Origin of the sequence: Brevibacillus sp. AF8, assembly GCF_021270385.1 — a bacterium.
Taxonomy (GTDB): domain Bacteria; phylum Bacillota; class Bacilli; order Brevibacillales; family Brevibacillaceae; genus Brevibacillus.
Genome location: NZ_JAGQDN010000001.1, coordinates 268437 through 283787 on the forward strand (window position 1 = coordinate 268437; position 15351 = coordinate 283787).

The window sequence follows — 15351 nt, forward strand, 5'->3', positions numbered from 1 at the left end:
GGCAAATTTTTTATGGGAGTGGGCAGGAGAAGATGAATAACATTGAAACGTATTATCCCGTTACTCCTTTGCAGCAAGGTCTCATTTTCCACAGCTTGTTGGAACCAGAGTCCGGAGCCTATATCGTACAGATGGGGTTGAAGCTGCAAGGTCCCTTGAACATTCCGTTATTCGAACAGGCATGGCAATGCCTCGTAGACAGACATGCTATTTTTCGCACCAGGTTTATTGGCGGTAAAGTAAAAGAATACGTCCAGGTTGTCTTAAAAGAGCTGAAGGTTTCCCTGGTGGAACATGACATTATTCATCTTTCCTCCTCCGAGCAAGAATCGTTTCTTCATACCTTTGCCAAAGATGATCGCAAACGTGGTTTCAATATCGAAGAAGCGCCGTTGATGAGATTAAATCTGTTCCGGTTGAGTAGTAATACCTTTCATTTTTCGTGGACTTTGCACCACGTGCTAATAGACGGATGGAGTATGCCGCTCGTCTTCGGGGAAGTGTTTGCGGCGTACAACATGCTGTGCAAAGGGCAGCCTGTACAACTTCCTCCGGTTAAATCTTACCGTGACTACATCGTCTGGCTGAAAAAGCAGGACTTGAAGCAAGCGGAGGCGTTTTGGCGCACGTATCTACAAGGCTTCACGGAAACCACGCCACTTTCATTCGGTCGAGCGTATAAAAATCCGTACCTTGACCAGAAAAATTATCGGGAGCTAGATCTGACCGTTTCCGAGGCAATCTCCAAATCATTACAGACATTGGCTCGTCAACATCGCCTGACGGTCAACACGGTTGTGCAAGGCGCATGGGCACTGCTGTTGAATCGCTACAGTGGGCAAGACGACATTATTTTCGGCGCCACAGTATCCGGACGTCCTGCCGATTTGCCTGGGGTCGAGACAATGATTGGTCTGTTTATTAATACACTTCCTGTCCGCGTGCAGGTAAGAGCGGAGGAGAGCGTAATCAATTGGCTCAAATCTCTGCAACAACAGCAAGCCGACTTCCGCCAGTACGAATATACCCCACTCGTGGAAATTCAGGGCTGGAGCGATTTGCCACGTGGACAATCTCTGTTTGAGAGCATTCTCGTCTTTGAAAATACTCCTGTCGGTAATGCTAGCGGCGGTAGTGGAGAGAGTGAGCTTTCGATCATAGGTGTACATTCCGAGGAGCAAACCAATTATCCATTTACCTTGGTTGCGGCGTCAGGCAAAACAATCGACATCAAGGTCAAATTTGATGAAAGCCAGTTTGAGCAATCATCTATAGAGCGAGTTCTCGATCAGCTTCATTCGCTCCTGATCTCTATCGCTACAAACGCCAAGCAACGGATAGCCGATCTTTCGATGATCAGCGAAAACGAACGTGAACAGGTTCTCGTTCAGTGGAACCAGACAACGGTGGAATATCCGAGCGGCCTGTGCGTTCATCAGGCGTTTGAACAACAAGTGGAAAAATCACCAGATGCGATTGCCGTTACCTATAAAAACGTGGAGCTCACCTACAGGGAACTAAACGAGCGGGCAAACCAACTGGCCCATCAGCTCGTAAGCAAAGGGGTAAAACCGGATACACTCGTCGGCATATGCGTGCATCGTTCCCCTGAGATGATCATCGGCATACTCGGCATTTTAAAATCGGGAGCTGCCTACGTACCGATTGACCCGGCTTACCCGCAAGAACGCATCGCCTATATGATCGAGGATTCTCAAACAAATGTGTTGCTGACCCAGCAGTCTCTCATGGACATCTTGCCAGCAACACAGGCGAATGTCATTTGTTTAGCCAGCAATCCGTTAACGAATGAACCTGGTGCCAACATTGCTTGCAAGGTCACAGAACATAATCTTGCCTACGTCATTTATACGTCTGGTTCAACTGGGCAGCCAAAAGGGGTAATGGTAGAGCACCACAGTGTGATAAACATGGCCCATGCCTTGATCGATGCGTTTGATATTCAGCCAGCCAGTCGCGTTCTGCAATTTACCTCGTTTAGCTTCGACGTATCGGTGTCTGAGATTGTGATGGCCTTACTCGCTGGTGCGACGCTAGTCATCGAGGATCGAGAGTCCCTTTTGCCAGGCCCTGAATTGATCCAAGTTTTGCAAGAACAACGCATTACCACCGTATCCATGGTTTCTTCGGTACTGGCAGCATTGCCTGAAGCTCACCTGCCTGATCTACGAACCTTGATTGTAGGCGGAGAAGCTCCGAGCCGAGAACTTGTGGCACGCTATGCAGCGAATCGGCAGTTCTTCAACTGCTACGGTCCAACGGAAGCAACCGTATGCTCCACTATGATGCGTTGCGAAGCTGGAATGAGCAATCCGCCTATCGGTCGGCCAATTGCCAACGCGACGCTGTACGTTTTGGATGCAAATAGGCAGCCTGTGCCTATCGGCGTACCAGGTGAACTGTATATCGGAGGAAAAGGCTTGGCTCGCGGCTACTGGAATCGTCCAGAACAAACAGCAGAGCGCTTTATCAAGCATCCGTTCGGCAAAGAAGGAGAGCTACTCTATCGGACGGGCGACCTGGTTCGCTATCTGGAGGACGGCAACCTCGAATTTCTTGGACGTATGGATGATCAAGTCAAAATTCGCGGTTACCGCATTGAATTGGGTGAGATTGAAAATTCGCTCAGACAGCATCCTGCCGTCCATGAAGCTGTGGTCATCGTCCGGGAAGAAAAAGCGGGGGGCAAACGCTTGGCTGCTTATCTGGTAGCAACGGGAGACATGCCAACCGCGGAGGAGCTCGTTCTTTTCCTGAAAGAATCGTTGCCTGAATACATGATACCAGCAGGCTTTGTATGGCTGGAGACGATTCCGCTTACGGTTAATGGAAAAGTAGACCGACGGGCACTACCGGTACCAGATTGGGGACAACTTTCCACGCAGCGTAATTACGTTGCCCCCCGTACTCCTACAGAGGAGCTAGTGGCCAACATCTGGTCGCAGGTTCTCTCGGTAGAACGAGTCGGTAGCTACGACGATTTCTTTGAGCTTGGTGGCCATTCTCTTTTGGCTACGCAAACCATTTCTCGCTTAAAAGAAGCGTTTAACGTAGATTTACCGCTCCGTGCTTTATTTGAATATTCGACAGTCAACCGACTCAGTGAATGGATTGTATCCATGAACGAGGACAAATCTGGACTCTCTAGTATTCCGCTCGTACCCGTTTCACGTGATCGACATTTGCCGCTTTCGTTTGCACAGCAGCGCTTATGGTTCTTTGACCGCTTGATGCCAAACAGTTCGCTCTACAACATTCCAACTGCCGTTCGTTTGCAAGGAGAGCTAAACATTGAAGCGCTCGAGCAAAGTTTGCAGATGATTATCTGCCGTCACGAGAGCTTGCGTACAACGTTCTCCGACATCAACGGGGAAGCCGTTGCGGTGATTCATCCAGAGATGGATTGGAAACTGAACAAAATGGATATACGCGAGCTGCCAGATGATAGACGAGATGACGAAGGACAACGCTTGACCAAAGAAGATGCGAACAAGCCGTTTGACCTCGTCACAGGACCGCTCATGCGTGCGACGATTATTCAAACAGGAGAGCAGGATTTCATCTTCCTGCTGAATGTACACCACATCATCGCCGATGGTTGGTCAGCGGGTGTTTTGCTCAGCGAATTATTTACCTGCTATCAGGCATTTAGCAAATCAGAAGTACCGCAACTTACCAACCTGCCTATACAATACGCAGATTATGCGGCATGGCAGCGCGAATGGCTTACAGGAGATGTATTGGAAAAACAACTGTCCTACTGGCGTGCAAAGCTGGGTGGAGCAGAACCGCTTCTCGTATTGCCGACAGATCGTCCCCGTCCTGCTGTTCAGTCCTATGAAGGAAGCAGCATCACACTGATGTATGACAAAGAATTGATGACGAATCTGCATTCTTTGAGCAAGCGCGAAGGTACGACGTTGTTTATGACGTTGCTCGCCGCATTCCAAGTATTTCTGTATCGATATACAGGACAAGACGACATTCTCGTCGGTACTCCTGTAGCAGGACGCAGTCACCAAGAGACAGAAGGATTAATTGGATTTTTCATCAACACATTGGCGATGCGAACAGATTTGTCAGGCGAGCCTAGCTTCAGAGAGGTACTTAGCCGTGTACGGGAAACAGCCTTGGGAGCCTATTCCCATCAAGATCTACCCTTTGAAAAGCTTGTAGACGAGCTGCAATTAGAGCGCAGTCTCAGTTACTCGCCTTTGTTCCAAGTGATGTTCGTTCTGCAAAATATTCCAGTTCAGGTAGAAGCGCTTGACGGGATTCGCATTTTGCCACCAAAAGGGAATCAACAGGTAGAAACAACCAAGTTTGATCTCACCTTGACGATGGCAGAGACGGCAGAAGGTCTGTCCGCTACATTCGAGTACAACACATCTCTATTTAACCAGAACACAGTAGAACGAATGATCGAACACTTTACTCAGCTGCTCAAGGCCGTTGCTGCCAACACAAACCAGGCGATCACCGCTACACAACTGATGGGAGAAACGGAGCAGCAGCAGGTCGTAACAGAATGGAACAACACCGCAATGGCCTACTCCAAGGATCATTGCGTACATGAACTGGTGGATCAGGTCGCTCATGAAATGCCCAACCAGCTGGCTGTTTTCACACGGGACCAATCCATTACGTATGCGGAACTGAATGCCAAAGCGAATCAACTCGCGCATTATCTGCAAAAACAGGGAATCGGTCAGGAAAATCTGGTAGGGATCTGCGTTGAGCGCTCGATTGAGATGCTGATCGGTCAATTGGCTATCATGAAAGCTGGCGGTGCCTACGTACCAATGGACCCCGCGTATCCCAAGGATCGTCTCGCCTTCATGATGCAGGATGCAGGTATGTCGATTGTGCTTACACAAGCCAGCCTCGCAGAAAAACTCCCTGCGGGTACGAGCCAATTGATTTGCCTGGACACAGACTGGGAGTCGATCGCTCAGGAAAGTACGATGACTCCAATGAACTTGACTACGACGAACCAGCTTGCTTACGTCATCTACACATCTGGTTCGACAGGCACGCCAAAAGGGGTTGAGATCGAGCACGCGGCTCTTCTCAATTTAATTTCCTGGCATCAACGCGTATATCATGTCACGTCTGAAGATCGCGCATCACAGATCTCCGGGACGGCATTTGACGCATCTGTTTGGGAAATTTGGCCTTATTTAACAAAAGGAGCCACGCTTTATTTACCAGAAGAGGAAATCCGTCTCATACCGGAAAAACTGCGTGATTGGCTCATCCATTCTGAGATCACCATCAGCTTTTTGCCGACGCCTTTAACAGAGAGCTTGTTGGCGCTGGATTGGCCGAGCCATACCAAGCTTCGTTACATGCTGACAGGAGGAGACAAGCTCCATCACTATCCGAGTTCGAACCTGCCGTTTATCCTGGTGAACCAATACGGTCCAACCGAAAACGCAGTCGTTGCAACAGCTGGTATCGTTCCGGTAGCGACAGGACAAAGCATTGCACCATCCATTGGACGTCCGATTGACAACGTGCAAGTCTATATTCTCGATGCGCGTATGCAGCCTGTACCCGTAGGTGTCACGGGTGAGCTATACATTGGTGGAAGTTCCTTGGCCCGCGGCTACCTGAATCGTCCCGAACTGACACAAGAGCGCTTTGTCACTCATCCTTTTAGTGAAAGAGAAGGAGCACGTCTCTACCGTACAGGGGATCTGGTGCGCTACCTGGAGGACGGCAACATTGAGTTCATCGGTCGTGCAGATGATCAGACGAGTATTCGCGGATTCCGCGTTGAACTGGGGGAAGTAGAAACAGCCATTCTCGCTCACCCTGCGGTAAAAGAAGCAGTGGTCACTGTTTGCACGGACCATCAAGGGACGAAGCGTCTTGCTGCGTACCTGGTTGTAGAAGAGGACACGGAGATTACCACAAGTGACATCCGCAAAGCGCTAAAGGAAGTACTGCCTGATTACATGGTTCCTGCATTTTTCATCCCGTTAGGATATCTGCCGCTCACACCAAACGGAAAGGTAGACCGTAAAAATTTGCCTGCACCTGACTTCAATCGTCCTGAGCTGGAAGGAAAATTTGTCTCCCCAACAACGCAAAAGGAGCAACAGCTTGCCGCGATATGGAAAGATGTGCTCGGTATTGACCAAATTGGCATACACGATAATTTCTTCGAGCTGGGCGGTGATTCGATTCTCAGTATCCAGATCGTGTCACGTGCCAATCAATCAGGTCTAAGGCTCACTCCGAAGCAATTATTCGAGTACCAAACCATCGCTGAATTAGCAGAGGTCGTTGAGGAAAAAGAAGCGATCCTTGCTGAACAAGGTCCGATTATCGGCGAATTGCCGCTCTTGCCGATTCAGAAGTGGTTCTTCCAGCTTCCGCTGAAGAACAGACATCACTGGAATCAATCCGTACTGCTCTCCATCCAGCCAGGTATTGATCAGGAAGCACTGAAACAAGCGGTAGGGCATTTACTCAATCAGCACGATGCTTTACGTATGCGTTATATACAGACAGAGTTTGGCTGGAAGCAAGAGATGGAAGCGCCTAGTGATACGATTCCATTCCGGATGGAAGATCTGTCCCACCTTACACCAGATGAGCAATGCAAGGCCATCGAAAAGATTGCAGATGAGACGCAGGCAAGTCTGAATTTGTTTGAAGGACATGTGGTTCAGTCCATTTATTTTGATTTGGGTCAAGACCAACCTAATCGTCTGTTGATTGTCGCACATCACTTGGTCATTGACGGGGTATCGTGGCGCATCATTCTCGAGGACTTGCAAAACGCCTACCAACAAATTGTCGCAGGGCAAGCGGTGAAACTACCAGCGAAAACGACCTCCTACAAAGAATGGGCGGAAGAACTGGAGCGCTATGCGAATTCAGATGCTTTGGAAAACGAAACAAAGTACTGGATGAGCAAATCCTCCGTCGATTCAGCACAACTACCTGTGGATATGACAGATGAAGGGGAGAATACAGAAGCAACGACAAAGTCCGTCAGCGCTACATTAACCAGCGAAGAAACCAAAGCACTACTGCAAAACGTACCGCAGGCATACCGCACCCAGATCAATGACGTCCTGCTAACCGCTTTGGCAAAGTCGCTTACTCGATGGACGGGTAATCGATCTGTCTTCGTAAACGTAGAAGGGCATGGTCGTGAAGAATTGTCAGAGAGAATTGATCTGTCCCGTACGATCGGCTGGTTCACCAGCATGTATCCAGTGCACCTTCAATGGGACGAAACATTCTCCGTAGGAAAAGCACTTTTGACGACCAAAGAAGAACTGCGTGCGATCCCGAACAAAGGGCTTGGTTATGGCGTTCTTCGTTACCTCCATGCGGATCAGCATATTGTCGATGAAATTTCCCGCATTCAAGCACAAGTGCTGTTCAACTATATGGGCAAAATCGATCAGATTGTCGATGGCGACTCCTTATTTGGCTGGGCACCTGAGTCCAGCGGTTCCAACCTTAGCCCGGACGCCGGGCGACACCATTTGATCGACGTAAATAGTGTCGTTGCAGGAGAACAACTGCATGTGACGTGGCGATACAGTGAGAAGATTCATCTGGAGAGTACGATAACAGCAGTCGCGAAGGATTTTATGGATGCGCTTCGTGAGATTATTGCCCATTGCGCGACAGAGGAAGCTGGCGGTTACTCCCCATCTGATTTTCCGCTGGCTGAATTGGATCAGAAGAGCATCGACAAACACATCGGTTCTGACCGATATATCGAGGATGTCTATACACTTTCTCCGCTCCAGCAGGGGATGCTGTTCCACTCCCTGTATGCGAGTGACAGCGGGGATTACGTCGTCCAATTTGCGATTGATTTCAAGAACCTGAATGTGCCGGTATTCGAGCAAGCATGGCAAAAAGTGATGGACCGTCATAGCATTCTAAGAACTCACTTTGTCTGGGATGGTTTGAATCAAGCACACCAAATTGTCCGCAAAGAGGTAAACGTATCTCTTTGTCAGGAAGATTGGCGTCATCTGCATACGGATGTACAGGATGAGATGTTTACCGCCTTTCTGGAGGAAGACCGTAGACGAAGCTTCGATATTACACATGTACCTTTGTCACGATGGGTTGTCTTCCGAACAGGAGAAGATAGCTATCGCTTCGTATGGAGCTTCCATCACGTTCTCCTTGATGGTTGGAGTGTTCCTTTGGTACTGAACGAACTGTTTGCCTATTATGCATCGATCAGCGAAGGCCAAGAGGTTAAGCTTGGACATCCTCAGCCGTTTTCCCAGTACATTGCTTGGTTGAAACGTCAGGATATGCAGGAGGCCAAACGCTTCTGGGTAAACCAACTAAAAGGCTTCCACGAACCAACCAGCTTGGGTATGAGCAAAGCAGTAGTCACTGCGGGACCGAAGCAATACGAAGAGAAGAGCGTCCTTCTATCAGAAGAAACGAGCGAGCACTTGCAAAAATTCGTACGCGAACACCAGTTAACGCTCAATACTTTGGTACAAGCGGCGTGGGGCTGGATTCTCGGAAGCTACAGCGGGGAAGAGGAAGTCATTTTTGGTGCGACAGGTTCAGGTCGACCGGCAGACCTCTCCAATGTTGAGACGATCGTAGGTTCCTTCATTAATACCTTACCTGTCCGGATATCCTTGCAGACGAACGCGACCGTGCTAGAGTGGCTGAGAGACTTGCAGCACAGACAGTTGGAGATACGCCAATATGAATACACTCCGCTGTTCGACATTCAAGGATGGAGCGAACTGCCGCGTGGATCTGCCTTGTTTGAATCGATACTCGTATTTGAGAATTATCCGGCTGTACAAGCAACAGGGCAAGAAACAGAAGAGTCCAGTTCAGCTTCGTCCAGTGTTTCTTTGGAAATTCACGACGTAGCAGCAGTCGAACAGACGAATTATCCTCTTACCTTGGTGGCAGCACCAGGCAAGCAAGTGGCCATCAAACTCAAGTATGAGCAAAACCGTTTTGATGACGCGATGATCGACCGGGTCTTGAACCAAATTACCCAGCTCTTGGTCACTATGAGCAAGTCTCCGGAGATACATCTCGGTGACATGACATTGATAGACGATGTCGAGCGCGAGCAGGTACTCATCGATTGGAATCGCACGGAGAAAGAGTATCCACGCGAACTTTGCATTCATCAGGCATTTGAACAACAAGTCGCGAAAACTCCTGAAAATATTGCACTTGAGTATAAACAACAAGCCATGACTTATGCGGATCTGAACCAAAGAGCCAACCAGTTAGCACATCTGCTTCTCGCTCAAGGCGTGCAGCCTGATACGACTGTTGCGATCTGCGTGGAGCGCTCCATGGAAATGATCATTGGCATTCTTGGTGTATTAAAAGCGGGAGCAGCTTATGTGCCGGTTGATCCAGCTCATCCCGAAGAAAGAATGGCTTTCATCCTGGAAGATTCACAAGCAACTGTCGTCCTGACACAAGCGAAACTTGCAGAGCCATTCACAAAAACGAAAGCGAACGTCATCTGCCTGGATGAAGGACTGTTCTACGAGCAGATGTCCGTAGAAAACGCACAAAGCGATGTCGTATCAACCAATCTTGCCTATGTTATCTACACATCTGGCACCACGGGATTGCCGAAAGGGGTAGCCGTTGAGCATCGAAGTGTGATGAATATGGTGCAGGCTTACCTGAATTACTTCGAAATAAACGAATCCAGCCGTGTCCTGCAATTTACGTCATTTGGCTTCGACGTTTCCATTTCCGAGATTCTTCAGGCGCTGCTCTCTGGAGGAACGTTAGTCATCGAAGATCGTGAGTCTCTGTTACCAGGACCAGACCTCGTTCGCACCCTTCGTGAACGTCGCATCACCAAGGTATCGATGGCATCTTCGGTACTCGCGTCACTACCTGTTGAAGAGTACCCGGATCTGGTCTGCCTTGAGGTCGGAGGAGACGCATGCAGCCGTGAACTGGTTGCCCACTATGCAAAAGGACGAAAATTTTATAACTGCTACGGACCGACGGAAGCAACAGTTGGTACGGTCATCGCTCGATTAACGGATGCTGACCAAGCCCCAACGATTGGGCGTCCATTCCCGAATACCAAGCTGTACGTGTTAGATCGAAATCTACAACCAGTCCCTATCGGTGTTCCGGGCGAACTGTACATTGGTGGCGAGAGTCTTTCGCGTGGTTATTGGAATCGTCCAGAGCTTACAGCAGAGCGTTTTATCCCGAATCCATTCGGTCAACCGGGAGAACGACTCTATCGAACAGGCGACCTCGTTCGTTATCTGCCAGATGGCAACGTGGATTACATCGGTCGTGTCGACGATCAGGTGAAAATCCGCGGATTCCGTATCGAGTTAGGCGAAATTGCAGAGGCATTGAGACAGCATGAAGCAATCAAAGAAGCAGTCGTTATTGCGCGAGAAGCAAGACCTGGTGACAAACGATTGGTAGCCTATTTGACTAATGCTTTGGAGCAGGAGACGTCGATAGACGAAATCAAGCTCTGGCTCAAAGAGAAACTTCCCGAGTACATGATCCCGTCCTATTTCATGTGGCTTCCGGAAATTCGACTGACGGTCAACGGAAAAATAGACCGCAAAGCATTACCTGCGCCAGATTGGGGCCAGCTAACAGCCGTATATGTCGCTCCACGTACCCCCGTGGAAGAAATGGTCACCAACGTCTTTTCTGAAATTCTTTCCGTCGAGAAAGTTGGCGTCCATGACAACTTTTTCGAATTAGGTGGACACTCCCTGCTCGCAACGCAGACCGTTTCTCGCTTGCGGGAAATCTTTGGGGTAGAATTGCAAATTCGTACGTTGTTTGAGTACCCAACAGTCGAAGGGCTTAGTGAACAGCTCGTTATGCTGACCAAGCAAACATCCATTAAGATGGCTCCACCGATTGTAAAAGTATCTCGCAAAGAACCGCTCCCATTGTCATTTACCCAGCAGCGTTTGTGGTTCCTGGAGCAGTTCACGCAAGGAAGCTCAGTCAACAATATTCCATCGTTCCTACGGATTCAGGGAGACCTCAGCATATCCGCTTGGGAAGAAAGCTTGAAAGCTATCATACAGCGTCATGAGAGCTTGCGTACTCGCTTTGAGGTTCGTGACGGACGTCCTGTTCAAGTGATTCACTCAGAGGACGACTGGGTTATGAACCAAACCGATCTGCGGGCTTTGGATCCTTCGAAACGGGAAGCAGAAGTCAAACGCCTAGCTGAAGAGGCCACACTCGAGCCATTTGACCTGACCAAAGGTTCGTTGCTCCGAGCCAATCTGGTTCAGCTCGATGAAAACGACTTTGTGTTCCTGTTCGTGATGCACCACATTGCTGCAGACGGTTGGTCGATGGGAATTTTGATGAGCGAATTAATGACCAATTACAAAGCGTTTAGTCAAGGAGAGGCATCGCCATTTACGGAATTGCCGATCCAATATGCAGATTTTGCCGTCTGGCAGCGTGAATGGCTACGTGGAGAGGTTCTTGATGGACAGCTCGAGTATTGGAGAGAAAAACTCAAGGGCAGCGAACCATTACTGCAACTGCCAACTGATCGACCGCGCCCACCTGTACAGACATACGAAGGAGAAAAGCTCTCCGTTCAGTTTGGAGCCGACCTCTTGGAAGAATTGCGTAATCTGAGCGGAAAAGAAACGGCTACACTTTTCATGACATTGGTTGCAGCCTTCCAAACGCTGTTGTACCGCTATACGAACCAAGAGGATATTCTCGTCGGAACTCCGATTGCGGGACGTAACAAACAAGAGACGGAGCAATTGATCGGTTACTTCATCAATACACTCGTTTTACGCACAGATATGTCAGGTCAGCCAAGTTTCCGCGAATTGCTTGCACGCGTTCGTGAGACAGCTCTGGGGGCATATGCGAACCAAGACGTTCCGTTTGAAAAACTGTTAGATGAGCTGCAGCTCGAGCGTAGCATGAGCTACTCGCCGCTATTCCAGGTGATGTTTATTCTGCAAAACATCCCGATGCAGGTAGATCCTGTTGATGATATTCAGATAAGCAGCTTTGACGTCGGTGCAGAGGCCGTTACCTCGAAGTTCGATTTGACGGTGACCATGTTGGAGACATCAGCCGGTCTCATTGCTACCTTGGAGTACAACAAGGCGTTGTTTGATCACAGTACGATCGTTCGAATGGTTGATCATTTCCACAAGCTTTTGGAAGAAATCATTGCCAACCCGGATCAGTCAATCACCTTGCTACCGCTCATGCGTGAGGAAGAGGAACAACGACTCGTTACCGAATGGAATCGTACAGAAGCGCCATACCCGAAAGAAAAATGCGTGTATGAGATGATTGAGGACATGGTGGCGAAAGCCCCGGACAACATCGCTCTCATTGTAGGAGATCAAACGACTACCTACAGGGAATTGAACAGACAAGCAAACAAGCTGGCTCATTATTTACGCAAGCAAGGCGTGGGACCCGAAGTGCTCGTCGGTGTTTGCGCTCAGCGGACAACCGAGATGATGATTGGACTTTTGGCCATTATGAAAGCGGGCGGGGCCTATGTGCCAATCGACCCAAGCTATCCAGCAGACCGCATTGCCTACATCATCGAGCACTCACAGGTTCCCGTCCTATTAACGCAAGAAAATCTGCTCCCAACTCTACCTGAGCACAACGCCAAAGTGATCTGCCTGGACAATGATTGGGAAGCAGTTGCCGACGAAAGCGAGGAAAACCCGACCAAGCTTGGGACTTCCGACAATTTGATCTATGTCATCTACACGTCAGGTTCTACAGGCAATCCAAAAGGTGTAGCACTCGAACATCGCAGTGTCAGCTACTTCCTATCGTGGGCACACGACACATTCACACCAGAGGAGATGAGCGGCGTACTGTTCTCTACGTCAATCTGCTTTGACTTGTCTGTCTACGAAATGTTCGCAACACTCACCATGGGTGGCAAAGTTATCATGGCTGAAAATGCATTACAGTTGCCAGCCTTGCCAGCAGCCAACCAGGTGACATTGATCAATACCGTACCGTCAGCGGCGATGGAGCTGGTACGTATGAAAGGGATTCCGGCGTCGGTTCGTGTCATCAACCTTTGCGGTGAGCCACTTTCTAACAAGCTGGCACAGGAATTGTACGCCTTCGAACACGTAGAAAAAGTCTTTAATCTCTACGGACCGACAGAGGACACCGTTTACTCTACACACTCCATCGTGAAAAGAGGAGCCATCAGCGAACCACTGATCGGACGACCGCAGTTCAATACGCAAGTATTTGTATTAGACAGTCATCGCAAACCAGTTCCAGTAGGGGTACCGGGAGAATTGTACCTCAGTGGATCAGGCTTAGCACGTGGCTATCTCCACCGCCCCGATCTGACCATGGAACGCTTTGTGCAGAATCCGTTCCGTGGGCCAGGAGAGAGGATGTACCGGACTGGAGATCTCGTACGCTACTTGCCAGATGGGAATCTTCAGTTTATGGGCCGGGTAGATTACCAGGTCAAAATCCGCGGCTATCGTATCGAGTTGGGCGAAATCGAATCTGTTTTGAGACGCCACCCTGAAGTCAAGGAAGTCGTGCTAGTCGCTCGTGAAGACAGAGAAGGGGACAAACGTCTAGTAGCGTACATCGTGTTCGAAGAGAATCACACAAGTTCGTCTCATGACCTGAACCACTTCCTGACTGACAAGCTTCCAGCCTATATGATCCCGCAACACTTTATGATCATGGAGAGCTTACCGAAGACGCCAAACGGTAAACTGGATCGCAAAGCGCTACCGAAGCCGGAATACGACCGCTCGGAATCAGGCGTCGAATACCAAGCGCCGCAAACGCCAGTCGAGATTATGTTGCATACGCACTGGGCCTCCGTACTGGAAATGGACAAAATCGGAGTACACGACAACTTCTTCGAGATTGGCGGTCACTCATTGCTCGCCACTCAGCTTATCTTCAAGGTTCGCGAAGAGCTACAGCTTGAGGTACCGCTACGAATCCTGTTCGAGACCCCGACCATTGCGGGTATGGCCAAGACCATCGAGGAAATTCTCAAACACGGTCTTTCTGCTGTTTCCCATGACATCGACGCAAAGGATCTCAAGGATGAAGTCGTACTCGACCCAGCGATTCAGGCTGAACAGCCGTACGCCGGTGATCCAAGCCAGTTCCAAGCGGCATTATTGACAGGAGCCACTGGTTTCCTTGGTGCTTTCTTGTTGCGTGACCTGCTACAAATGACTGACGCTGACATTTACTGCTTGGTTCGAGCTTCTGACGAAGAGGAAGGAATGGCACGACTCCGCAAAACATTAGAGCTATACGAGTTATGGAATGAGGAGCAGGCGCATCGGATCATCCCTGTAATCGGTGATTTGGCAAAGCCACGTCTGAATCTGTCCGAAGACCAGTTCTCTGCGCTGGCTGAAAAAGTGGATGTGATCTACCACAACGGTGCTCTTGTTAACTTTGTCTATCCATACGCAGCCTTGAAGAAAGCAAACGTAAAAGGGACAGAGGAAATCCTCCGACTTGCTGTAGCCAAAAAGACCAAGCCTGTGCATTTCGTCTCCACGATTTTCACGTTTGCATCCGAAGAAACGGAAGAATCCATGGCCTTCCGCGAAGAGGACATGCCAGAGAACAGTCGCGTCCTTACTTCCGGTTATACACAAAGCAAGTGGGTAGCCGAGCATCTCGTCAACCTCGCACGCGAACGCGGCATTCCAGCGGCGATATACCGTTGCGGACGGATGACTGGGGACAGCGAAACAGGAGCATGCCAGAAGGACGACCTGATGTGGAGAATTGCAGCAGGGATTATAGATTTGGGCAAAGCTCCTGACATGAGCGGCGATCTGGACATGATGCCGGTAGATTTTGCAAGTAAAGGAATCGTTCATCTCTCCATGACCGAGCAGAGCTTGAGCGAAAACTTCCACTTGCTCAACCCGAACTCAACCGATTACGAAGACCTGATTTCAGCGATTGAAAACAGAGGTTTTGTATTGGAACGAGTCACCATGGATGAATGGATTGAGGCGGTGCAAGAAGATACGAAAGAAAAAGGTAATGAGGCCAACTCAGCCGCTCCGCTCGGCAATCTGTTCACAGACGGCCACACAAGCAGAGGAAGTGTCGTCTATGTGGGCAATAAAACGACTCGTTTGCTGCGTCAAAACGACATTGATTGCCCGGAAATTGACGAGGAAGTTTTCGGTAAAGTCCTTGATTACTTTATCAGAAGCGGCCAACTAAAATTACCGGAACAAGCCCTGCAATAAAAAATAAATGCCCATCCGTCACCTCATTATCATGGTGGCGGGTGGGAAAATATCCAAAATAGTG

1 protein-coding gene is annotated in these 15351 nt (G+C 49.3%); it reads left to right on the forward strand.

Going from position 1 to position 15351, the window contains the following annotated elements; all coding sequences use genetic code 11:
- Positions 1-32: 32 nt before the first annotated feature.
- The gene (gene lgrD / locus KB186_RS28230; protein ID WP_255688278.1) at positions 33-15287 is read left to right on the forward strand and encodes a linear gramicidin non-ribosomal peptide synthetase LgrD; all 15255 of its coding nucleotides are present in this window, start codon (positions 33-35) and stop codon (positions 15285-15287) included.
- The last annotated feature ends 64 nt before the right edge of the window (positions 15288-15351 follow it).

Bases quoted from the DNA above. Each gene is read 5' to 3' on its own strand.
- lgrD (WP_255688278.1), top strand. From the start codon at position 33: ATGAATAACATTGAAACGTATTATCCCGTTACTCCTTTGCAGCAAGGT.